The 22,499-nt window shown below is 70.9% G+C and carries 21 protein-coding genes; 5 read left to right on the top strand and 16 right to left on the bottom strand.

All coding sequences use genetic code 11. The features are described 5' to 3' along the window. Nucleotides 1-4 precede the first annotated feature (4 nt). The 6 genes from ACFPLC_RS15425 to ACFPLC_RS15400 are packed head-to-tail and all read right to left on the bottom strand — an operon-like array spanning nt 5 to nt 5,380. A complete protein-coding gene (locus ACFPLC_RS15425; RefSeq protein ID WP_378197275.1) occupies nt 5-1,246 on the bottom strand; it encodes an acyl-CoA reductase in 1,242 nt (413 codons plus the stop codon). Then, complete coding sequence (locus tag ACFPLC_RS15420) at nt 1,243-2,295, bottom strand: LuxE/PaaK family acyltransferase (RefSeq protein ID WP_378197278.1); 1,053 nt, start codon at nt 2,293-2,295, stop codon at nt 1,243-1,245. The genes ACFPLC_RS15425 and ACFPLC_RS15420 overlap by 4 nt, the downstream gene beginning before the upstream one ends. Then, nucleotides 2,292-3,686, bottom strand: coding sequence for an AMP-binding protein (locus ACFPLC_RS15415; protein ID WP_378197281.1), 1,395 nt, complete (start codon nt 3,684-3,686; stop codon nt 2,292-2,294). The genes ACFPLC_RS15420 and ACFPLC_RS15415 overlap by 4 nt, the downstream gene beginning before the upstream one ends. Then, on the bottom strand, nt 3,683-4,411 hold the full coding sequence (locus ACFPLC_RS15410; RefSeq protein ID WP_378197284.1) for an SDR family NAD(P)-dependent oxidoreductase: 729 nt from the start codon (nt 4,409-4,411) through the stop codon (nt 3,683-3,685). The genes ACFPLC_RS15415 and ACFPLC_RS15410 overlap by 4 nt, the downstream gene beginning before the upstream one ends. Continuing rightward, nucleotides 4,404-4,649, bottom strand: coding sequence for an acyl carrier protein (locus tag ACFPLC_RS15405; protein ID WP_364245012.1), 246 nt, complete (start codon nt 4,647-4,649; stop codon nt 4,404-4,406). Before ACFPLC_RS15405 ends, ACFPLC_RS15410 begins: the two co-directional genes overlap by 8 nt. An 11-nt stretch (nt 4,650-4,660) precedes the next feature. Then, nucleotides 4,661-5,380, bottom strand: coding sequence for an acyl-ACP--UDP-N-acetylglucosamine O-acyltransferase family protein (locus ACFPLC_RS15400; protein ID WP_378197288.1), 720 nt, complete (start codon nt 5,378-5,380; stop codon nt 4,661-4,663). A gap of 149 nt (nt 5,381-5,529) precedes the next feature. Here ACFPLC_RS15400 and ACFPLC_RS15395 point away from each other — a divergent pair, with 149 nt between their 5' ends. Both ACFPLC_RS15395 and ACFPLC_RS15390 read left to right on the top strand, forming a co-directional pair. After that, nucleotides 5,530-6,636: a DegT/DnrJ/EryC1/StrS family aminotransferase gene (locus ACFPLC_RS15395; RefSeq protein ID WP_378197291.1), complete on the top strand. Its 1,107-nt coding sequence runs from the start codon at nt 5,530-5,532 to the stop codon at nt 6,634-6,636. Further along, complete coding sequence (locus tag ACFPLC_RS15390) at nt 6,633-7,589, top strand: Gfo/Idh/MocA family protein (protein WP_378197294.1); 957 nt, start codon at nt 6,633-6,635, stop codon at nt 7,587-7,589. The genes ACFPLC_RS15395 and ACFPLC_RS15390 overlap by 4 nt, the downstream gene beginning before the upstream one ends. Here the strand turns inward: ACFPLC_RS15390 and ACFPLC_RS15385 are convergent. The 8 genes from ACFPLC_RS15385 to ACFPLC_RS15350 form a co-directional block, all read right to left on the bottom strand. After that, nucleotides 7,586-8,926 (bottom strand): M20/M25/M40 family metallo-hydrolase, encoded by a 1,341-nt coding sequence (locus tag ACFPLC_RS15385; protein ID WP_378197454.1) that lies wholly within the window; start codon nt 8,924-8,926, stop codon nt 7,586-7,588. The genes ACFPLC_RS15390 and ACFPLC_RS15385 overlap by 4 nt on opposite strands. 85 nt (nt 8,927-9,011) lie before the next feature. After that, nucleotides 9,012-9,722 (bottom strand): hypothetical protein, encoded by a 711-nt coding sequence (locus ACFPLC_RS15380; RefSeq protein ID WP_378197297.1) that lies wholly within the window; start codon nt 9,720-9,722, stop codon nt 9,012-9,014. Continuing rightward, complete coding sequence (locus ACFPLC_RS15375) at nt 9,719-10,228, bottom strand: SigE family RNA polymerase sigma factor (RefSeq protein ID WP_378197300.1); 510 nt, start codon at nt 10,226-10,228, stop codon at nt 9,719-9,721. Before ACFPLC_RS15375 ends, ACFPLC_RS15380 begins: the two co-directional genes overlap by 4 nt. A 237-nt stretch (nt 10,229-10,465) precedes the next feature. Continuing rightward, complete coding sequence (locus ACFPLC_RS15370) at nt 10,466-10,843, bottom strand: hypothetical protein (protein ID WP_378197303.1); 378 nt, start codon at nt 10,841-10,843, stop codon at nt 10,466-10,468. 9 nt (nt 10,844-10,852) lie between these two features. Beyond that, on the bottom strand, nt 10,853-11,479 hold the full coding sequence (locus ACFPLC_RS15365) for an acyltransferase (protein ID WP_378197306.1): 627 nt from the start codon (nt 11,477-11,479) through the stop codon (nt 10,853-10,855). Further along, nucleotides 11,466-12,662, bottom strand: a complete 1,197-nt coding sequence (locus ACFPLC_RS15360; RefSeq protein WP_378197309.1) for a glycosyltransferase family 4 protein — start codon at nt 12,660-12,662, stop codon at nt 11,466-11,468. Before ACFPLC_RS15360 ends, ACFPLC_RS15365 begins: the two co-directional genes overlap by 14 nt. 32 nt (nt 12,663-12,694) lie before the next feature. Continuing rightward, nucleotides 12,695-13,624: an NAD-dependent epimerase/dehydratase family protein gene (locus tag ACFPLC_RS15355; RefSeq protein WP_378197312.1), complete on the bottom strand. Its 930-nt coding sequence runs from the start codon at nt 13,622-13,624 to the stop codon at nt 12,695-12,697. A 23-nt stretch (nt 13,625-13,647) separates the two neighbouring features. Next, on the bottom strand, nt 13,648-14,781 hold the full coding sequence (locus tag ACFPLC_RS15350; RefSeq protein ID WP_378197314.1) for a DegT/DnrJ/EryC1/StrS family aminotransferase: 1,134 nt from the start codon (nt 14,779-14,781) through the stop codon (nt 13,648-13,650). Between the two features lie 127 nt (nt 14,782-14,908). On the opposite strand from ACFPLC_RS15350, the gene ACFPLC_RS15345 reads away from it, so the two are divergent. From ACFPLC_RS15345 to lhgO, 3 genes are all read left to right on the top strand, one after another. Beyond that, the gene (locus ACFPLC_RS15345) at nt 14,909-17,992 is read left to right on the top strand and encodes an AfsR/SARP family transcriptional regulator (protein WP_378197317.1); all 3,084 of its coding nucleotides are present in this window, start codon (nt 14,909-14,911) and stop codon (nt 17,990-17,992) included. Between the two features lie 9 nt (nt 17,993-18,001). Then, nucleotides 18,002-18,871 (top strand): helix-turn-helix domain-containing protein, encoded by an 870-nt coding sequence (locus tag ACFPLC_RS15340; RefSeq protein WP_378197320.1) that lies wholly within the window; start codon nt 18,002-18,004, stop codon nt 18,869-18,871. Nucleotides 18,872-18,938: 67 nt separating this feature from the next. Beyond that, a complete protein-coding gene (lhgO, locus tag ACFPLC_RS15335; protein WP_378197323.1) occupies nt 18,939-20,126 on the top strand; it encodes an L-2-hydroxyglutarate oxidase in 1,188 nt (395 codons plus the stop codon). On the opposite strand, the gene ACFPLC_RS15330 is transcribed toward lhgO, so the two are convergent. Then, complete coding sequence (locus ACFPLC_RS15330) at nt 20,123-21,124, bottom strand: DUF3558 family protein (RefSeq protein WP_378197325.1); 1,002 nt, start codon at nt 21,122-21,124, stop codon at nt 20,123-20,125. The two genes, lhgO and ACFPLC_RS15330, sit on opposite strands and share 4 nt — an antisense overlap. Nucleotides 21,125-21,189: 65 nt before the next feature. After that, a complete protein-coding gene (gene serS / locus ACFPLC_RS15325) occupies nt 21,190-22,452 on the bottom strand; it encodes a serine--tRNA ligase (protein WP_378197328.1) in 1,263 nt (420 codons plus the stop codon). Between the last annotated feature and the right edge of the window lie 47 nt (nt 22,453-22,499).

Genomic DNA, 22,499 nt, shown 5'->3' with positions numbered 1-22,499 from the left:
CTCCTCAGGCCTGGACCGTGACCAGGCGGCTGAACTCGGAGAGCAGATCGTAACCGTCCCACACCGCCGAGAAGGTCAGGGCGGAGCCGAACGGCACGATCCGGTCGACGCCGCGGCCCGCGAGCTCGTGCGCGAACGCCGTCAGCTCCTCGGCGGTGAAGCCGAACTGGCTGACCGTCTGGTCCTTGCGGAGCACGATCGGCACCAGATCGGACAAAGAGGACACTCGGGCGTTCGCGAAGGTGCCCGCTCCCAGCCACTCGCGCGGCAGCACCGCCGGGTCGGTCAGCTCGAGCGTCGCCAGGCCGTTGCCCTGGAAGGCGATCTCCTTGACCAGCCCGTCGACCGCCGCCCCGTACGCCGAGACCCGCTTCTGTACCGCCATCGCGGGCTCGGTGACGTGCTGTTTCGTTTCCAGCACCGCCGCCAGCAGCGCGCGGAACTCGCTCCCCGCTGCCTGGGCGCCGGGCTCGTCGCCGACCCAGAACACCGCGCGCGGTGACGAGCAGGCGGCCTGGTCGAACCAGTACGAGTCGTTGTAGAAGCCCTCGGCGGCCGCGCGGCGCTCTTCGGCGGACGCGCGCTGCCAGCCCGCCACCGAAGCGACGGCGAAGGACGAGCGGTCCGGGAACGTCAGATCCCGCGCGTGCGGCGCGAGGGGGTACTTCCGCAGGGCCGCGACCGAGCCGTCGCCACCCCAGATGACGCGCAGGTCGGCGGCCAGCGACAGCGCGCCGCTCACCTCGTCGCTGCGGTCGTAGGTCACCATGCGCTGGGTCGCCGTGATGGCCTCCGCCACCGAAGCGTCCACTTCGGACAGCGCCGCGTTCAGCGCCTCCAGTACCGCCTCGGCGGCCCCGGCCGAACGCGAGGAGACCCGCACGACGTTGTGGTTGCCCGCCAGCGCGGACAGCGCCCACGAGTAGACGAAGATCGTGTCGACGTTCGCCGGCGGCACGTGGAACACCAGCCCGCGCGGGAACCGCAGCGCGCTCCCCGAAGTGTCCAGTGTGGACAACGCCTTGGCGATTTCGCCCTTGCGCAGGAAGAAGCCGAGCGACGCCAGCTCCGGGAACCGGCGGGCGGTGGCCGGAGCCAGCAGCTTGCGCGCGAACTTCGTGACGAACTCGACGATCCGCGGGTCGCCCACGCGCAACCGGCCGCCCGGCGGCTCGGCGCGCAGCTGGTCGACCAGGGCACCGACCTCGACCGAAGGACCGGCCGGGAATCGCTGGGTGAGGCTCATGCCGCCGCTCCCGAGAACGTGTCCGAGCAGCCGCGTGCCTCCGCCTTCGGTAGCCGGCCGAGCACCGAGAAGTGCTTGCCCGGCCAGTCGCCGTCGTCGATGCCGTTGTAGACGCCGAGATCCTCGGTGAGCAGCACGTGCCCCGGGTACGACCGCGGCAGCGTCGAGACGACCTCGATCACGCCCGGCTCCCCGACCGGCTGCTCTTCCCACGTCTCCGGGTTCCGGATCACGACGTCGGCGAAGTCCGGGCAGTACAGCGAGTTCCCGGACGGACCCTCGAGGAACACGGTGCCGATCTGCTCGATCATCCCGTAGTAGTTGTGGATCCGGGTCAGCCCGGTGTCCTCTTTGAACCGCCGCCGGAACTCCGTGTTGTCCACCGCGCGGTCGATCAGCTTCTTCCAGCCACCGCTGTGGATCAGGATGCCGTTCGACAGGTCGAGCCGGTGGTCGCGGGCGACTTCGTACAGGTACAGCCACACCATGAACGTGAAGCCGAAGATCAGGAAGGGCTTGTCGCCGTACTCGGCCAGGAACTTCTTGACCGCTTCGACGTCCGGCTGGTCGTTCTCGTCGAGCACGTACGTGTGCTTGCGGCCGAAGTTCGCCATGCCGAGCACCCCGGCTCCCCGCGCGGAGAACGACCGGCGGTTCTTGATGATGCCGATCGTGTCGACCATCAGCATCGGCAGCCGCTCGCCGCCGAGGACCTCCTGCAGCGTCGCGCCCAGCTGCTTGGTCTGCGCGCCCGCCGCCTCCTTGTCGAGGTAGATCCGCGACGCGCCGGCGCCGGTGGTGCCCGACGACGTCAGCGTCTTGAAGACCTCGCTGTCCGGAATGGACTTGAGGTCGTGCGTCTTGAACATCCGCACCGGCAGCCACGGCAGATCGGCGATCGAGCCGAACGCCGCATCGGAAGCGATGCCCAGCGAGGAAAGGATCCGGTCGTAGCCTTCGGAGTTCGCCCGGTGGTGGGCCGTCAGGTCGGCGAGTTCGGGCAGCAGCAAGGCTTCCCGGTCGGACTGCGACCGCGTGAACGCACTCATACCCGCCCCTCCAAGGTCCGGTAGTCGATCTTGCCGCTGGCCAGCAGCGGCACGGTGTCGATCGGGCGGACGTCGAACCCGCTGACGTGCAGGTGGAGCCGCTCGGACAGCGCCCGCGACGCGTCCTTGCAGATCTCCTTGTCCGCCCCTTCGGCGAACAGGACCACCTTGTCGCCGGCGGCCACCGCGGCGACCACGTCGATCCCGACCGCCGCCGTGCGCGCGGCCTGCTCGAGGTCGTCGAGGCTGACGCGGTTGCCGAAGACCTTGCCGATGCGCTTGAGCCGGCCGGTGATGAACAGGTACCCCTCTTCGTCGAGGTACCCGAGGTCACCGGTGGCCAGCACGCCACCGTGTTCGTCGCCCTTGGCCAGTCCGGACTCGTCGTCCGCATAGCCCATCATCACGTTGGGCCCACGGTAGACGACCTCACCGACAATTTTCGGGTGCGTGGTCTCCGAGCCGTCGTCCCGGCGCACCGAAAACTTCCCGCCCGGCAGCGCCGGCCCGGCGGAACCGAGCTTTTCGGCCAGCCTCTCCGCGGGCACCGTCGTCATCCGCGGCGACGCCTCGGTCTGGCCGTACATGACGTACATCCGGCCGCCGACGGCGAGCATCTTGTCGTTGAACTCGGCGATCAGCTCGTCGCGCAGCTTCCCGCCGGCCTGCGTCAACGTCCGCAGCGTCGGGTACTTCGCGGGGTCGAACTTGAGCCGCCGCAGCATTTCGTAGTGGTACGGGACGCCGGACAGCGACGTGACGCCGTAGGTGTCCACCGCGTCCCAGAAGCCGCGGCCGAGCACGCCGGACGGCTCGATCACGATGGTCGCGTCGCGCACCAGGTGCGAGTTGAGCACCGACAGGCCGTAGCTGTAGTGCAGCGGCAGGCAGGTGGGCGCGACCTCGTCGGCGTCGATGCGCAGCACCTGCGCGATGGCGTCGGCGTTGGCCAGCAGACCCTGCCTGCTGAGCCGGACGAGCTTCGGGTTGCCGGTCGAGCCGCTGGTCGGCAGCAGAACGGCGAGGTCGGGGTGCGGGACGACCCCGTCGGCCGAAGAGCGGACCCAGTCGGAACCCCGCACGGTGTAGCCGGATGGCGCGTCACCCGAAGCCGACAGCACCGCGGCCGGGCGGAACCGCGAGACCAGCCCGGCCAGCACGTCGGCGTCCAGCGCCGGATCGATCAGCGCGATCGCCCGGCCGGACTCGAAGGCGCCCAGGTAGGTCAGCACGCTCGGCAGGTCGACCGACATCCGCGCGAACACGACGCCGGCGGGCAGCGCCGCCAGCTCGTCCATCCGCCGCCCGACCTCGGCCGCCAGTTCCGCGCCCGCCAGCGTGCGGCCCCCGGCCACGTCCACCAGCCGAGCCCCCGCACCCAGCAACGTCACAGCACCAAGCCTCCGTCGATCCCCAGCACCTGGCCGGTGATGAACGACGCCTCGTCGCTCACCAGGAACCGGATCGCCTTCGCCACTTCTTCGGGACGGCCCAGCCGCCCGAGCGGCGTCCGGCTCGTGTTCTCGGCCTTCGCGTCTTCGCTCAGGCCCGCGGTGAGGTCGGTCTCGATGACGCCCGGCGCGACCGCGTTGACGCGGATGCCGGACCGGCCGAGCTCCTTCGCCGCCGACCGCGCGATGTTCGCCACCGCGGCCTTCGAGGCCGCGTACAGCGTCTGACCAGCGCTTCCGTACTCGCCGACGATCGATGCGAGCACGACGATCGAGCCGGTCTTCTTCCGCATCATCGCCCGGGCCGCGGCCTGGACGGTGTGCAGCGTGCCGGCGACGTTCGTGCTCAGCGTCGTGTCGACGGCTTCCTCGCGGATCATCCCGAGGAGCGCGTCCTCCATGATCCCCGCGTTCGCGACGACGACGTCGAGCTTGCCGTGCTCCTTCGCGACCCCCCTGACCAGCGAAGACACCGCCTTCGCGTCGGTGACGTCAAGGGCGAGCCCGGAGGCGCCCACGGAGGCGGCCGCCTCCTTCGCGCGAGCCTCGTCGCGACCGGTGAGCACCACCGTCGCGCCCGCCTCCACCAGCGCGCGGGCCGTGGCCAGGCCGATCCCCCGCGTCCCGCCGGTGACGAGCGCGACCCGACCGGAAAGATCAGTCATTCTTCGACTGCAGCTCGGTCACCATGTCGACGGCGACCTTGAAGCTCGACATGTCGATGACCTGGTCGGTGTCGAACTCGACGTCGAACTCGTCCTCGATCGCCGCGACCAGCGCCATGTGGCCGACCGAGTCCCACGCCTCGATGTCGCGGTACTTCAGGTTCTCGACGTCCACACCGCCGTCGAGGTCCAGCGCCTCGACGAAGACCTCGCGCAGCTTGGGGGCGACATCCGCCATGTTCGTGACTCCTAGTGCTCGTCGCGCGGGCGAGCGTCCCACGCCTTTACCAAGGTAGAGAGGTCGCCGGGCAGCGTGACGTCCGGGAGACCTTCCTTGCCCTTCAGCCACGGGCCGAGTGCCTCGATCGTCTCCTCGTCGAGACCGCGGCGGGACAGGCCGACGACGTTGATGCCGGTGACGCGGGCCGGGTTGCCGACGGCGATGGTGAACGCGCCGATCTCGCGCCGCACCGCCGAGCCCATCCCGATCATCGCGCCCGGCCCGATCACGACCTTCTGGTGCAGGATCGCGCCCATGCCGAGGTTCGCGCCGTCCCAGATGTGGCAGTGGCCACCGGTGACGGCGTTGGAGGCGATCGTGACGCCGTCGCCGACCAGGCAGTCGTGCGCGATGTGGGCGTTGCGGAGGTAGTAGCCGTCGCTGCCGACCGTCGTCGTCCGCCAGGTCCCTTGGTGGACACTCACGTACTCGCGGATCCGGTTGCGGCTGCCGATGACGACGCCGTGACCGTCGTGATCCGGGTCACCGGACGGGGCCTCTTCCCACGCCGCCGGGTGGGGACGGCCGCGGTCCTCGGCGGGCGTGCCGATCGTCACGTGCGGGCCGATCCAGTTGCCGTCGCCGATCCGCGCCGGCCCGGCGATCACCGCGAACGGGCCGATGACGTTGCCCTCACCGAGTTCGACGCCCTCGCCGATGACGGCGGTCGGGTGGATGCGGTTGGCCACGGGCGGGTATCCGTTCGTCGGCGGCTGGGTACTGGACGCGCTGCCGCGCCCGGTAACGTGTGGCCCGCGTTGCTGCAGGGCGGCCGGGCGCAGATCCGGCGGCTCACTGTACCGGACGCACCGAAATCGCCTGCCGAGAGAGACAGCCCATGATCCCCATCACCGTGGTCGACGTCCGCGACGCGGAGGACCTCGTCGTCGAGGTGCTGCGCTCCGGGTCCATCGCACAGGGACCGATGGTCAAGCGCTTCGAAGACGCCTTCGCGGCGGTCTCCGGGACGAAGCACGCGATCGCGGTCAACAACGGGACCACCGCGCTGGTCGCGGCGCTCCAGGTGCTGGACCTGCAGCCGGGCGACGAGGTCGTCACCTCGCCGTTCACCTTCGTGGCGACGCTGAACGCGATCCTCGAGGCCGGCGCGACCGTCCGGTTCGCCGACATCCGGCGCGACGACTTCGCGATGGACCCCGAGAACACCGCGGCCGCCGTGACGGACCGCACCAAGGTGCTCATGCCGGTGCACCTCTACGGCCAGACGGCGGACATGGGCAAGCTCGCGCCCCTGGCCGCCGAGCGCGGCCTGCAGGTGATCGAGGACTCGGCGCAGGCCGTCGGTGCGTCGTTCGAGGGCAAGCCGGCCGGTTCCTTCGGCATCGGCTGCTTCTCGCTGTACGCGACGAAGAACATCACCACCGCCGAGGGCGGCGTCATCACCACCGACGACGACGAGCTGGCCGACAAGCTGCGCGTGCTGCGCAACCAGGGCATGCGCGCCCGCTACCAGTACGAGGTCGCCGGCCACAACTACCGGATGACCGACCTGCACGCCGCCGTCGGCATCCCGCAGCTGGCGAAGCTCGACCAGTTGACCGCGGCCCGCCAGGCGAACGCGAAGCGCCTTTCGGAGGGGCTCGCGGGCACACCGGGCCTGGACGTCCCGCAGGTGCTGCCGGGCCGCGAGCACGTGTGGCACCAGTACACCGTGCTGGTCGGGCCGCACGCGATGCTCTCGCGCGACGAGCTGGCCGCGGCGCTGACCGAGCGCGGCATCGGCAACGGCATCTACTACCCGAAGATCGTCTTCGACTACGACTGCTACGCGGAGCACGAGCTGATCCCGGGCGCGCGCGTCGAGGACTTCCCGGTGGCTCGCAGCGTCGCGGAGCAGGCGCTGTCGCTGCCGGTGCACCCGCACCTGTCCGAATCCGACCTGGAAACCATCATCGAAACCGTTCGCGAGGTACTGGGCGCATGACGCATCGGATCGCTCTGGTCGGTACCGGGAACATGGGTTCCCTCCACGCCCGCGTGCTCGCCGGCAACGAGCGCGTCGACCTGGTCCGCGTGATCGATCCGCGCGAGGAAGCGGGCAAGACCGTCGCCGACCGGTACGAAACGCGGTGGACACCGGAGATCGGCGAACTGTCCGATGTGGACGCCGTGGTGCTCGCGTCGGCCACCGAGGTGCACTACGACCTGGCGCAGGAGATCTTCCGCCAGGGCAAGCCGATGCTGGTCGAGAAGCCGGTCTGCAACAGCTTCGAGAAGTCCCAGGAAATCGTCGCGTTGTCGGCGAAGAACGACATCCCGCTGATGTGCGGGCTGCTGGAGCGCTACAACCCGGCGGTGATGACCGCGCGGGCGCTGGTGCAGGAGCCGGTGCACCTGATGGCCCGCCGCCACGGCCCGTACGCGCCCCGCATCAAGACCGGCGTGGCGTGGGACCTGCTGGTGCACGACGTCGACCTGGCGATCCAGTTCTTCGGCGGCGCGACGCCGTCGCGGGTGACGTCCGGCGCGGGCTACTTCCACCCGCAGTCGGTCGAAGGCGCCGAGGACACCATCGAGACGGTGCTGTCCTTCCCGACCGGCCTGGCCACGGTGTCGGCGTCCCGGCTGGGCCAGAAGAAGGTCCGGTCGCTGGTGGTGTCCGAGCTCGACCGGCTGATCGAGATCGACCTGCTGCGCCGCGACGTCACGATCTACCGGCACGTCTCGCACGACTCGGTCACCCCGGACGGCCTCGGCTACCGGCAGCAGACGGTCATCGAGATCCCGGAGCTCGTCACGGCCCGGGAGCCCCTCGCGACCCAGCTCGACCGGTTCTGCGACCTGCTCGAGGGCAAGATCGACGCCGACGCCGAGCGCGACCTGATCCTGCCCTCGCACCACGTCGTCGAGCAGGTCCTGACCCAGGCCGCGGCCTAGCTCACCGGCGCCGGGAACGCGGCCGGGCTCCGGCGCCCGGCCGGCCCCACCGCGCGGACGCCGAAGAAGACGTTGTCCTTCGACAGGTCGATCTTCGCCGTCAGTGCCGGGCCGACGTCGATGGCGTGCGTCCAGTCCGGGGCCGTCGTTTCGCGCCAGACGACTTCGTAGCTCGTCGCGCCCGGGGTGGCGGTCCACAGCAGGTCCGAGTCGTTGGTCAGCGCCGCCGTGCGGATCTTCACGCCCTTCGGCGTGCCCGGCGCGGTGGCCAGCGACCACAGCGCGGCGCCGTTCACCCGGGCGACCCGCGCGATGAACGGGAAGTCGCAGAACTCCGGCAGATCGCCGTACTGGACACCGTTCTCGACGCGGACGTCCTGGTGCTGGTGGGCGAAGTCCTCGTTCGGCTCGGTGAACCGCGCCGCCGGGTAGCCCTGTTCCAGGAACCCGATGTGGTCGCCGCCGCGCAGGTAGCGGTCGCGGCGGTAGATCACCCGGACGGTCATGCCGGTCGCGTCGTTCTCCGCCACCGACTTCACGAACCGGGCCAGCTGCCGCGGCGGGGAGTCGTTCTCGCCGCCGATGCTGCGGCGCAGGTTCGCCTCGGCCGGCGTCTCGGCCGTCGGGACGCCCTCGGCGAAGAGGCGGATGGTGAAGGGGTCGCGCGTGCCGTCGTCGGCGCGGCTCGAGCCGACGATGTCGTCGGTGAACATCGCCTGGACGTCGGTGCCGGCCGCCTTGAACTGCTGAGCCATGAACCGCGAGCCGTACAGGCCCTGTTCCTCGCCGGCGACGGCGGCGAAGACGATCGTCGCGGCCGGCTGCCGGGTCGAGAGCACCCGGGCCAGCTCCAGGGCGACCGCGACGCCGGAAGCGTCGTCGTCGGCACCCGGCGCGTCCCCGGTGAAGTCCATGACGTCGGAGCGGCGCGAGTCGTAGTGCCCCGAAACGACGTACACGCGGCCGGGATCGGTGGATCCGTGCAGCGTCGCGACGACGTTGGTGATCGTCGTCGGCACCGGGATCCGGTCGGCGGGTGGCTGGACGTACGACTGGAGCTCGACGGTCAGCCGTCCCGCGGAGGCGGCCGCGATCTGCTGGAACTGCGCGAAGAGCCAGTCACGCGCGGCGCCGATGCCGCGCGTGGGGTCGTCCTGCGCCGACAGCGTGTGCCGGGTGCCGAACGCGGCCAGCCGCCGCACGGTCGCTTCGATCCGCCGTTCGTCGACCTGGCGGAGCAGGGCCCGCAGCTCCGCGTCGGGACGCTGAGGCCGTGTCGGGACACCGAGTCCGCGGTCGCCGAGTTCGGTGGCGCCGGCCGGAACGGCGGCCACCATGCCCAGCGCGGCCGACGCGGTGAGGAACGCTCGTCGAGAGGTCACGATTCACGTCTTACGCCCGCACCGGGTGGGCGGGTACCGCCTACTTGGTGAGCCGCTTGCCGTCGGCGTCGTAGGCGATCAGGGGGGTCAGGACGGCGGAGTTGGGGACCTCGGCGGGATCGAACCAGAAGATGACCACGGTCGGGTCCGCGGTCCACGTCGCCAGGCGGGCCTCGACCGGCTTGCCGCGCACCGTCGTCGTGATCCGCGCCGCCCGGCCGGAGAAGTAGCCGAAGACCGGGATGAGCTGGTTGCGGACCACCTCGCCGCCGTCGGTGGCGTGGAACCCGAACGACAGGTCGGTTCCGCGGGTCTCGTTCGTCGCCAGCACGGCCTGCAGCGAGCTCCCGGACCGGAAGCCGGCCACCAGCCCGAAGCGGACGTTCGGCAGCGACGGCTCGTTCACGGCCCGCGCGTACAGGACGATCTCACCGTCCGGAGTCCGGATCCCGGTGCCGACGACGGCCCCGATCGGCCGCTCGGCGGGCGCCGCCGTCGACGTCGCGGACACGGACGGCGCGGGTGACGGCGGCTGCGCGACCGGCGCGGGCGCGGGCTGCCGCAGCTGGATGGCGAACACGACGACGAGCACGACGGCGGCCGCCGCGGCCGCCCCCGCGGCGCCGGTCAGCACGCGGCGGCGACGGCGCAGGCGCGTGCCGTCGGCCATGATCCTGGCCAGGTCGGGCTCGGCGAAGGGTTCCTCGGGCGGCTGCCGGAGGGCGGCGCGGAAGTCGTCGAGCTCGTTCACCGCCCGCCCCTCCCGATCAGCGTGTCCTCCGGGTCCGCCTCGACCCGCAGCTTGGCCAGTGCCCGCGAGTTCGTGCTCTTCACGGTACCCAGGGAAACGCCGAGCTCACGGGCCACATCGGCCTCCGGGAGGTCGAAGAAGTGCCGCAGCACGACGACCGCGCGTTCGCGATCGGTCAGCCTCTTGAGCACCGCGGTGAGCCACTCGCGCTGGGTGACGGCCTTGCCGACGTCGAGGCGGTCCGGCTGCTCGGGCAGGGTCTCGGCGGCGTACTCGCGGATCGGCCGCCGCCAGCCGTCGATGACGTGGTTCACCAGGACGGTCCGGGCGTAGCCGTAGGCGTCCTTGTGCCGCACCCGCGACCAGGCGGCGTAGGTGCGGGTGAAGGCGGTCTGAGCGGCGTCCTCCGCCTGGTGGCGGTCGCCGGTGAGCAGGAACGCGGCGTGCGTGAGCCGGGCCGACGACGCGCGGACGAACTCCGCGAATTCTTCGTCGCCCCGCGCCATGCGTCACCTCGTTCCGTCCTTCCCAGCGACGGCCGAAGCGCCGGAAGGTTGCTTCTCGGCGGTTGCGAGGATACCGGGAAGCGTTGAAACGTTGCGTAAGCGATATCTCGCACTGGGTCACCGAGTACTAGATTGGCCAGCGTGCGGCTCCGTGCGGATCCGCGCACCGGACTTCACCGCCGGGAGGACCGGGCGGTTTCACGACGGCGGCGCCGGCGTACGGCGCCGGTGCCGCCGTCATCCAGCTTCGGTGGCCCGAGCGAGCCACCGCCAGCGCGGCTGTTCGGTGACCACGGTGGCGGCCGCGAGCGCGGACACCGCGATCGCCGCCCACACCGGCCAGGCGAGCCACGAGCCGGCCACGGCCGCGACGAGCTGCAGCACGACGAGCAGGATCGTCACCCAGCCCGGCACCGCGATGATCACCTTCGCCTTGTCGCCCGGGGTGGCCAAGCACGTCGGCAGGCCGATCAGCACCACCACGGACAGCACGGCGAGCAGCCACGAATGACTCGCCAGCGCCCACGGCGTGGCCACCCAGGCCACGAGTTCGGTCGTGAAGCGGAGCACGGATGGCAGGCGGTCGTCGGGTCGTTCGGTTCTTTCCCCAGTCACCCGCGAAAGTTACTCCGAGAAGTCGCCCGATGGGGCTCCCCAGCCGGTCGCGTCTCCGCCGCGTTCCTCCGCGATCGCCCGCCGGCGCGCGTTCTCGGCGCGTACCCGGTCCACTTCGGACTGGATGTACTTCTCGTCGTACCGCTGGAACACCCGCGCCGGATTCCCCGCCACCAGCGTTCTCGGCGGGACGTCCTTCGCCACCACCGAGTTCGGCTGCACCGTCGCGAAGTCGCCGATCGTCACGCCCGCCATGATCACCACCAGGCCGCCGATGAAGCAGCCCTTGCCGATCTTCACCGGCTTGCGCTCGATCAGGTCGCTGCCCGAATGGTTCTGCAGCGTCATGTTCGCCAGCCAGCTCGAATGCGTGAAGATCAGCGTGTTCAGGCCAATGCTGGTGTGCTCGCCGATCTCCAGCCCGCCGCTCGCGTCGAGGGCCGCTCCTTCGCCCACCCAGCAGTGGTCGCCCATCTTCAGGTTCTCGGGGCTGATGATCTTCACGCGCTCGCGCACGCGGCACGTCGGAGGCAGCCCGTAGAACTGCGCCCGCTCGGCGTCGTTCATGTACTGCGAGACGAGCTCGGTCAGGATCTGCGGGCGCAGCCGGTGGCTGCGCTCGTCATCGAAGAACATCGGCTTCCGACACCAGCTTCTCGAAGGTCCTGAGGTGCTCTTCCGCGACGACGTCGAGGCCGAAGTTCGACCGCACCATCTCGGACGCCCGCTGCGCGATCAGGGCCCGGCGCGCCGGGTCGTCGAGCAGCTCGATCACCGTGCGCGCCACCGCTTCCGCGTCGTCCGGCCGCACCAGCAGCACGTTCTCGCCGTTGCGCAGCTCGATGCCCGGGTAGTTGTCCTCGGTCACCGACGCGATCGTCGCCGTGCCGGACAGCATCGCCTCGAGGGACGCCGTGCCGCAGCCGCCGTTGAGGTCGTGCGTGACGATGTCCGCCGCCGCGAAGTACGCCGGGACGTCCTCCTTCGGCACCGCGCCCGTCACGATCAGCGCGTCCGAGACGCCCAGCTCGGCGGCCCGCTTCAGGAACGCGTCGTGGTACACGCGGCCGACGACGGCCACCCGGACGCCGGGGTGCTTGTCCAAGATGGACGGCAGCGCCTCGATCAGCGGCAGCCGGTTGCGCAGCGGGATCACGTGGCCCAGTGACACGATCAGCGGCGCGTCGCCGATCCCGTGCTCCGCGCGGATGTCCTTCGTCACCGGCTTCGCGAAGTGACCGGTGTCGACGGCGATCGGGAAGTACTCCGAGTTCGCGTCGCTCGTGCCGTACCGGGCGACGCAGTAGTCGACGCCCAGCTTGTCCAGGATCACGTACTTCGGCTTCAGGTACGCGAGGATCGGCCGGACCAGTACCGCGTCGAGCAGCCGGAACACGCCGCCGTACAGCTTGTTGTCGCTGATCAGCAGCGTGTGGATGGTCAGCAGCGCCGGCACGTCGTGCCGCCGCGCCCAGATCCCGGCCAGCCACGACAGGTCGAAGAACTGGCCGTGCAGGTGGATCGCGTCCGGCTTGAACTCGTCCAGCAGCTTCCACAGCCGCCGCCAGTTGCCCGGCCGCAGCGACGCGAAGCTCATGTCGAAATCGATCGACAGGCCGATCTGCGGCATCTTGACCGCCGGGAGGCGCACGACGCGGTAGCCGTCGCGCTCCTCCTCGGCCGGGGCGTCGCCGTACGCCGCCGTGACCGCCAGGACCTCGTGCCCGGCCGCGGCGAACTGCGCCGCCAGCGACGCGGCCATGTGCGCGCTGCCGCCCACGCGCGGCGGGAAGAAGTTGTTCACCACCGCGATGCGCATGGCACGTCCCTGGGCCGGCCCCGCGGAGGTGTTCACTCGGTTTCCTTGACCAGATCCCGCATGCCGTCCTCGACGGTGATCCGCGGCTCCCAGCCCAGGACGTCCCGCGCCCGGCCGATGTCGGCGGCGCGCCGCGAGACCAGCACGTCACGCTCGTTGAACAGCGGCTCGACGTCGACGCCGACCGCCTCGATGAGGATCTTGGCCAGCGCGGCGATCGAGGTGTCGATCCCGGTGCCGATGTTGATCGGCACGTTCGCCTTCTCCGACTCCAGCGCCGCCACGACGGCCCGCGCCAGGTCGGTGACGTGCACGAAGTCCATCGACTGGTCGCCGCGGCCGTCGATGATCGGCGGCTGGCCGGCGCGCAGGCGCTGGATGAAGTGGTTGATCACCGACGTGTAGTAGGCCTCGATCTTCTGGCCCGGGCCGTACACGTTGAAGAACCGCAGCGCGTTCCAGGACAGGCCCTTGTGGCGCTCGTAGAAAGCGAGCAGGTCCTCGCCGGCGCGCTTCGAGATGCAGTACGGCGTCAGCGGGCGCAGCTCGTCGTCCTCGTGCATCGGCAGCCGCTTCGGGTCGCCGTAGACCGACGCGGTCGAGGCGAACACCAGCCGCTCGACACCCTCGTCGGCGGCCGCGGCGAAGACGTTGTGGTTGCCGATCATGTTGATGTCGATCGACTCGTGCGGGTCGGCGATCGACTTGTTGATCGACACCGTCGCGAAGTGGATGACGTGCGTGCAGCCCCGCATCGCCTCGCGCACCGCACCGCCGTAGCGGACGTCCTTCTCGACCAGCTCGACCTTGCCGGTGGCCACGAACTCGTTGACGCGCGCGCGGTCGCCGCGGGTCATGTTGTCGAAGATCCGGACCGTGTAGCCGCCTTCGAGCAGCAGCGGGATCACGTGCGCGGCGATGAACCCGCCACCCCCGGTGAAGAGCACCTTCTTGTCGGACACCAATTTCTCCTCGGTCGGCGGCTTCAGGACAGGGACTGCACGGCTTCGCGCACGACCTCGGCGACCCGGGTGACTTCCGCGTCGGTGAGGTTGGCGTGCATCGGGATGGCGAGCTGACGCGCGAACGCGTCGGCCGAGACGGGCAGCGGGGCCTGAGGCCCGTAGATCGGCTGCAGGTGCGAGGCGTAGGTGCCGAAGTTGCACTGGACGCCCTGCGAGCGGATCCGCAGCGCAAGGGTGTCGCGGCTGACCTCGGGCGCCACCGTGAGCAGGTACGCCTGCCACGGGTGCTCGCGGTCGGGCAGCTCCACCGGCACGGTCAGCGCCTCGACGTCGGCGAAGGCCTCGTGATAGCGCTTCGCGACCGAGCGGCGGGCGGCAAGGAGGTCCGGGAGGCGGTCGAGCTGGACGTTCATGATCGCGGCCTGGACGTCCGACAGCCGGAAGTTGTAGCCGAGCTCGTGGAACTCCGGGATGGGCAGCGTGTCCGAGCCTTCGCGGCTGATGGCCGGCTCGATGCCGTAGGTGTGCAGCTTGCGGGCGTGCGCGATGAGGTCTTCGCGGTCGGAGACCAGCGCGCCGCCTTCGCCCGCGGTGATGCCCTTGCGGCCGTGGAAGGAGAACGCGGCGAGGTCGGCGAGGCTGCCGGCCGGGCGCGTCTTGTACGTCGCTCCCGCGGCGCAGGCGGCGTCCTCGAAGAGCCAGAGGCCGTGCTTGTCGGCGATCGCGCGGTACTCGTCGAAGTCACCGGGCTGGCCCGCGACGTCGACGGCGAGGATGCCGACCGTCTTCGGCGTGATCAGGGCTTCGACGTGCGCCGGGTCCGCGCTGAAGACGTCCGGGCGGATGTCGGCGAACACCGGCTTCGCGCCCGCCTGGACGACGGCGTGGCCGGTCGCCGGAAAGGTGTAGTCGCCGACGATCACCTCGTCGCCCGGCTGCACGCCGAGGACCTTGAGCCCGAGGAAGAGCGCCGAACCGCAGTTCGCGGTCGTCAACGCGTGCGCGGTTCCGGTGACCTGGGCGAACCGCTCCTCGAAGCGGCGGCACGCCGGGCCGGCACCCGCGAGCCAGCCGGAGCGGAAGACCTCCGCGACGGCAGCGAGCTCCTCTTCCCCCACGGTCGGTTGACCCAGGGCGATGCTCTCGGTGGACATACCTCTCCCATTGCGTGGGGACCCGCCGAAGTGTATAGACGCACGCTCAGGTGATTCACAGGACCACGCCGAACTCCTGTTTGGAGTACCGCTTCCCCCAGGTCGGGGACGTCTTAGGCTGGGGTCCATGCGATTCGGGGTGCTGGGGGCCGTCGCCGCGTGGCGCCGGGACGGCACGCCGGTGGCGGTGGGCGGCCCGCGCTCGCGGACGCTGCTGGCGCTGCTCTCGCTCGAGGCCGGGCGGTTCGTGCCGGCCGAGCGGCTGATCGACGGCATGTACGGCGAACACCCGCCGGACGGCGCCGCGAACGCCCTCCAGTCGCAGGTGTCGCGGCTGCGGACGGCGCTGAAGGACCTCGCGCCGGTCGAGTTCACCGCGGCCGGGTACCGGCTGGTCGTCGAACCGGACGAAGTGGACGTCCACTGCTTCGAACGGCTCACCCGCGAAGGCCGCGCGCTGCTGAAGAACGGCGAACACGCGCGCGCCGCGACGGTCCTGGGCGAGGCGCTGGCGTTGTGGCGCGGGGCCGCGTTCACGGACGTGGCGGACGCGCCGTTCGCCGCCGCGCAGGCCACGCGGCTCGAGGAGCTGCGCGCGGAAGCCGTGGACGACCACGTCGAGGCCCGGCTGGCGCTCGGGCAGGCCGAAGACGTCCTCGCCGGCCTGCGGGACACGGTCACCGCGCAGCCCTTGCGAGAACGGCCGCGTGCGCAGCTGGTCCGGGCGCTGGCCGCCGCCGGACGGCCCGCCGACGCGCTCGCCGCGTTCGAGGACGCCCGCCGCACCCTGGCCGACGAGCTGGGCGCCGACCCGGGCCCGGAACTCGCCGAAGCGCACCTCGCGGTGCTTCGCGGCGAAACGGAGAAGCCGGTCCTCCCGGCCTTGCCCGCGCAGCTGACCACCTTCGTCGGCCGCGACGCCGAGCTGCGGCAGGTGGCGGAGCTGCTGGCGCGCGCCCGGCTCGTCACGCTCACCGGGCCGGGTGGCGCCGGCAAGACCCGGCTGGCCGTCGAGGCGGCGGCTCAGGCCGGGCCGGCGGTGTTCGTCGAGCTCGCCCCGCACGGCGGCGCCGACGTCCCCGGCGCGATCCTGGCCGCGCTCGGCCTGCGCGAGAGCGCGCGCGGCGGCCCGCAGGACCCCGTCGAGCGGCTGGTGTCGGCGCTGCGCGACTGCCCGGTGCTGCTCGTGCTCGACAACTGCGAGCACGTCGTCGACGCCGCGGCCCGGCTGGCCGCGCGCCTGCTCGCGGCGTGTCCGGGACTGCGGGTGCTGGCCACCAGCCGCGAGCCGCTCGGCATCACCGGCGAGCAGCTGGCGCCGGTGCCGCGGCTGGCCGTCCCGCCGCCCGGGACGTCCGCCACGCAGGCCCGGGAGTTCGCGGCCGTCCGGCTGTTCGCGGACCGCGCGGCCGCGAGCGATCCCGCGTTCACCCTCGACGAGTCGACGATCGGCGACGTCCAGCACGTCTGCGCGGCCCTCGACGGCCTGCCGCTGGCCCTGGAGCTGGCCGCGGCCCGCGTCCGGACGCTCTCCCTCGGCGAGATCGCGGCCCGCCTCGACGACCGGTTCCGGCTGCTGGCCCGCGGCAGCCGGACGGCCGAGGCGCGGCACCGCTCGCTGCGCGGGGTCGTCGAGTGGAGCTGGGAGCTGCTGACCGACGACGAACGGTCGCTGGCCCGTCGGATGGCGGTGTTCGCCGGTGGGGCGACCGCCGCGGCCGCCGCCGAGGTGTGCGGTGCGGACGTCGACCTGCTGCCGGAGCTGGCCGACAAATCACTGGTGGAGGCCGTCGGCGGGCGGTTCCGGATGCTGGAGACGATCCGCGCGTTCGGCGGCGAGAAGCTCGCCGAAGCGGGCGAAGCGGAGACGTTCCACCGCGCGCACGCGGAGTACTTCCTGCGGTTCGTGGCCGAAGCGAACCCGAAGCTGCGCACCGCGGAGCAGCTGGACTGGCTCGCGCGGATCGACGCCGACTACGACAACGTCCTGGCCGCACTGCGCTGGTCGACCGAGCACGACGTCGCGCTGGCGCTGCGGCTGGTGCCGCTGCTGGCGATGTACTGGTGGATGCGCGGGCGGCGGTTCGAAGGCGCCGGGCTGTCGCTGGCCGTGGTGTCGCGGTGTTCGCCAGAGCTGCGCGAGGAGTACGTCGAGGAGTTCCTGGTGTGCGTGCTCGGCGCGCTCGCCGGGCAGCGGCACGAGTCGCTGGAGCAGTACCTGCCGCTGGTCCGCCGGTACGCGACGGACGAGAACTGGGCGCCCCGCAACCCGATGCTGGTGATGCTGCTGGGGGTGGTGGTCGGCCCGCCGGGCGACGACGCCGAGCTGCTCGGCCGCGGCAAGAGCCTGCTGGCCGCCGGCGACGCGTGGGGCTGGGCGCTGCTGCCGATGGGCATGGGCCTGCGGGCGATGATGTCGGGCGACCTGGCGGGTGCGGAGGAAGGGCTGCGCGAAGGCGCGACGCAGTTCCGCGCGCTGGGCGAGCGGTGGGGCCTGTCGATGGCGCTCGACCACTTGTCCCAGCTCCTGACCTGGCGCGGCGAGTACGCGGCCGCGTTGCCGCTGATGGACGAGGCGCTCGGCCTGATGCACGAGATCGGCGCGACGGACGACGTCGCGGACCTGATCTGCCGCCGCGCGTGGACCCACTTGCTGTCGGGAGATCACGCGCGGGCCCGAGCGGACTACGAACTGGCGGCGGCAACAGCCCGCAGTGCGGGCATGCCGGAATCCCGCGCGGCGGCGTACGTCGGCTTGGCCAACCTGACCCGGCAGTCGGGCGATCTGGCCGCGGCCCGGGAGCTGTGCGAGCGCGCGTTGGCAGAGTGCGCGAGCGGTTCGTTCGCGGCGGAGTCGGTCCGCGCGACGGCGTTGGTTTCCCTGGGCTGGCTGGCGGTGGCGGAGGGCGACCGGGCATCAGCGGTCTCGTTGCACCGCTCGGCGTTGCTGATCGGACGGCAGTGGAACGCGAGCGACGTGGTGGCGTTCGCGCTGGAGGGCTTGGCGGGAGCAGCGGAGCCGAAACAGGCGGCGATGCTCCTGGGCACGGCGGCAACGGTCCGCGGAACGGCGATCAGCGGCGACCCGGACGTGACGGCGGTCCGGGGGCGGCTGGTGGAGTCGCTGGGGGTCGACGGGTTCGAGCGCGCGTACCGGACGGGGCGGGAGCACTCGATCGAGCGAGAGCTGTCCGCGAATTCGGACACGTAAATTGCCACCATGCCCAAGACGGACACGGTCACCCCGCGAGCCCGGACCCTCGCGGCCGCGATCCGAGAGGTCCGAACGGACGCCGGCTGCGGTTTGCGAGAGCTGGCGCGGCGGATCGGGATCCACTTCCAGCTGCTCAGCCAGTGGGAGTACGGCCTGCGCAACCCACGTTTGGAGGATGTGACCGCCATCCTGGGTGCGCTCGGGGTGGTCGGTGCCCGGAAGCAGCAAATTCTCGCTCTCGCGAGAGGCGCTTCGGAACCGGGCTGGATCACCTACGGCCCCGCCGGCGTGCAGCTCGCCGCGGTGATCGAATGCGAGAAGGCGGCGAAGTCCATCGTCGAATGGTCGCCGATGAGCATTCCCGGGCTGCTCCAAACGCCTGGTTACGCCCGAGCGCTCTTCGGCAGCTACTGGTCATCCGAGTACGACATCGATCAGCGGGTGATGGTGCGGCTGGAGCGGCGCCACCGCATCGTCGGAGCTGATCCGGCTCTCTTCGAAGCGCTCATCGGCGAAGCCGCGCTCCGCGACCGCATAGGAAGTCCCGGCACAATGGCGGAGCAGCTGCGGTCCCTCGTGGAAGTCGCCGGTTACCGCACCATCACGGTCCGAGTGGTTCCGGCTCACTGCGGATGGCATCCCGGAATTGCCGGGCCATTCATCCTGTACTCACTGATGGACAAGAGTTCGGTCGTGTACTTCGAACACCTGGGTTCGGGAGCGTTCGTGCCTGATGACCACGACGTGCGGAAGTACCGCGCCGCGGTCAAGGGCGTTCAAGCGGTCGCCATGAGCCCGGCGGACTCCACGCGCTTCATCGCGAGGCTGGCCGAGGAGATCGATGACTCGGCAGACTGGACCCGGCCCTGCGCGTAGGCAGCATCCGGCCACCGCGTGGCGGGCCTTTCTTAACCACCTGGTGAGACTCGCGTAGCCTCTCACCGTGCGTAATGTGGTAGTCGTCGGGGGCGGGATCGTCGGTCTGGCCGTGGCCTGGGAGCTGACCAGGCGCGGGCTGGACGTCACCGTCCTGGAAAGGGAAGCCCGCTGGGCGGCCCACCAGACCGGGCACAACTCGAACGTCGTGCACGCCGGGCTGTACTACAAGCCCGGGTCCTTCAAAGCGCAGATGTCCGTGGCCGGGAATCGGTCCATCGTGGACTTCGCGCGGCAGTACGGCGTGCCCGTCGAGGTGTGCGGGAAGCTCGTCGTCGCCACCCGCGAAAGCGAGATTCCCGCCCTGGCCACGCTCGCCGAGCGCGCCGAGGCCAACGGCGTCCCGGCCAAGCAGATTTCGCCCGCCGAAGCGCGTGAGTACGAGCCCGAGGTGGCCTGCGTGGCCGCCTTGCGGGTCGAATCCACCGGGATCATCGACTTCCCGGCCGTCTGCCACACGCTCGTCCGGTTGCTCGACGAGACCGGCGTCGACCTGCGGCTGAACTCGCCCGCGGTGGCCATCCGGGCCGGGCGCAACGGCGGGGTCGAGGTCGCGACCGGCGACGACGTCGTCCAGGCCGACGCCCTGGTGAACTGCGCCGGCCTGCACTCCGACCGGGTGGCGCGGCTGGCCGGGCTGACGCCGTCGGCGAAGATCGTGCCGTTCCGCGGGGAGTACTACGAGCTCAAGCCGGACCGGCGGCACCTGGTCAAGGGCCTGATCTACCCCGTGCCGGACCCGACGCTGCCGTTCCTCGGCGTGCACCTCACGCGCATGCTCGACGGCAGCGTCCACGCCGGCCCGAACGCCGTGCTCGCGCTGCGCCGCGAGGGCTACCGGTGGCGCGACTTCTCCGCGAAGGACGTCGCCGAGGTCGCCGCCTTCCCGGGCGCCTGGCGGCTCGCCCGCAAGTACGCGTTCCCGACCGGCCTCGACGAAGTCCGCCGCTCGTTCTCGAAGAAACGCTTCGCCGCGAGCCTCGCCCGGCTCGTCCCGGCCGTCACCGAGGACGACATCGTCCGCCACGGCTCCGGCGTGCGGGCCCAGGCGATGCGCCGCGACGGCTCGCTCGTCGACGACTTCCTCATCGAGACCGCGCGCGACCAGGTGCACGTCCTGAACGCGCCGTCGCCGGCCGCGACGAGCGCGCTGGAGATCGCGCGCCACATCGCCGACCAGGTGTCGAAGGACTAACCCGGCAGGTTCGCGGTCACCAGCGGCAGGCCCTGCTTCACGGTGTCGCAGGTCTTCGCGTCGTCGCCGATGAAGCCGCTGACCACCTGCACCGACGACGTGTCGGTGATCGCCAGGGTCGCGCCGCAGGTCACCCGCAGGCCGCCCATGTTCGGGAACAGGCCCCACTTCCGGCCGCCGACGTCGACGGTCTCGGTCGGGTTGACGCCCTTCGCGCCCGGCCACTCCCCGACCGGCGTGCTGGGGCCGAACCAGACCTCGAACGCCTTCTGGCCGCCGTCGCCGTCGGTGTCGTCCCAGAGGCAGAACGACGCGTTCGGCACCGTGGACGAGGTGTCCTTCTTCCCGTCCGGCGAGATGTCCTTCAGCTGGGCCACCTGCTCCGGCTTCAGCATGGCGCACGGGTCGGCCGACAGCAGCGGCCCGCCCGGTTCGGGCTTCGCCGACGCCGACGGCGTGATCGGTGGCGCGTCCTGGCCGCCCGGCAGGTGGGCCGCGACCTGCGGGATCGCGAGCTTGGCCAGCTCGCACGACCGGTCGAGCTTGCCCGCCGAGACGCCGACGTAGGCGAACGACTTGGCGCCGAGCAGGGCGTAGAACGTGCAGTCGTCGGGCATGATCGAGGCGTACTGCGTCCAGTTCAGGCCGCCGATCTGCTGCGGCTCGGACTTCTTGACGGCACCGGAGATGTACTCGTTGAAGTCCAGGTCCGCGGCGAGGCCGACGTTCAGGATGGCCAGCGGCTCGACGTCGTCCTTCGAGTTCCACAGGCACATCGGCGGCTGGAGCCGGTCCTTGTTCTCCTTGACCGGCTTACCCGGGGACTTGTAGCCGAGGGCGTCGACCTGGGCTTCGTCGAGCAGCGCGCAGGCGTCGACGGCCTTGACGACCGGGCCCTGGCCGGGCACCGGCGACGCCGAACCGCCGACCGTCACCGTGCAGCCGGTCACCACGGTCGCGGCCGCCAGCGCGACCGCAACCTGCCACTTGATCCGCATGAAGTCCTCCCGTTCGGCCCGGACTGTACTGGGACGAACGGAGCAGCACCTCGGATCCGCCCGATTCAGCGAGGCGTGAGGACTTCCTTGCCGCCGACGAACGGCCGCAGCGCCTCCGGCACGCGGACCGAACCGTCCTCCTGCTGGTGGTTCTCGACGATCGCGACGATCCACCGGGTGGTGGCCAGGGTGCCGTTGAGCGTCGCGGCGATCTGCGGCTTGCCGTTTTCGTCGCGGTAGCGGACCGACAGGCGGCGGGCCTGGAACGTCGTGCAGTTCGACGTCGAGGTCAGCTCGCGGTAGGTCTCCTGGGTCGGGATCCACGCCTCGCAGTCGAACTTGCGGTGCGCGGACGTGCCGAGGTCGCCGGTCGCGGTGTCGATCACCCGGTAGGGCACCTCGATCTTCGCGAGCATCTGCTCTTCCCAGCCGAGCAGCCGCTCGTGCTCCGCCTCGGCGTCGGCCGGCTTGGCGTAGACGAACATCTCCACCTTGTCGAACTGGTGGACGCGGATGATCCCGCGGGTGTCCTTGCCGTACGAGCCGGCCTCGCGGCGGTAGCAGGACGACCAGCCCGCGTAGCGGTTCGGGCCGTTTTCGAGGTCGAGGATCTCGTCGGCGTGGAAGCCGGCGAGCGGCACCTCCGACGTGCCGACGAGGTAGAGGTCGTCGTCTTCGAGGTGGTAGATCTCGCTCGAGTGCGAGCCGAGGAAGCCGGTGCCGGCCATGATCTCCGGGCGGACCAGCGACGGCGTGATCATCGGCGTGAAGCCGTTCTCGAGGGCCTGCGCGATGGCCATGTTGAGCAGGCCGAGCTGCAGCTGCGCGCCGACGCCGGTGAGGAAGTAGAACCGCGACCCCGAGACCTTCGCGCCGCGTTCCATGTCGACGCCGCCGAGGCCTTCAAGCAGCTCGAGGTGGTCCTTCGGGGTGAAGCCGAGCTTCGTCGGCTCGCCGACGTGCTTGAGGACGGTGAAGTCGTCCTCGCCGCCGACGGGGGCGTCCGGGTGGACGAGGTTCGGCAGGGTCCGGAAGAGCTGGTCGAACTCCTCCGACGCGGTGTTCTGCTCCGCCTCGGCCGCCTTGACCTGCGCGGCGAGCTCCTTGGCCGTGGCCAGCAGCTGCTGCTTCTCCTCCGGCGGCGCCTTCGGGATCTGCTTGCCCAGGAGCTTCTGCTCGTTGCGCAGCTTGTCGGCGGCCGCGATCGAAGACCGGCGCCGGGTGTCGAGGGAGAGCAGCTTGTCGACCACGCCCTCGTCTTCACCACGAGCGCGCTGCGACGCGCGCACGGCTTCCGGGTCATCGCGCAGAGTCCTGGGGTCAATCACGGGTCAGAGGGTAGTCCGTACAGACTGTGCGGCCCTACTGGGTTATC

Origin of the sequence: Amycolatopsis plumensis (genome assembly GCF_042652605.1) — a bacterium.
Classification (GTDB): domain Bacteria; phylum Actinomycetota; class Actinomycetes; order Mycobacteriales; family Pseudonocardiaceae; genus Amycolatopsis; species Amycolatopsis plumensis.
The sequence above is the reverse complement of the archived record's forward strand: the minus strand, read 5'-3'. Positions and strand labels throughout refer to the sequence as shown.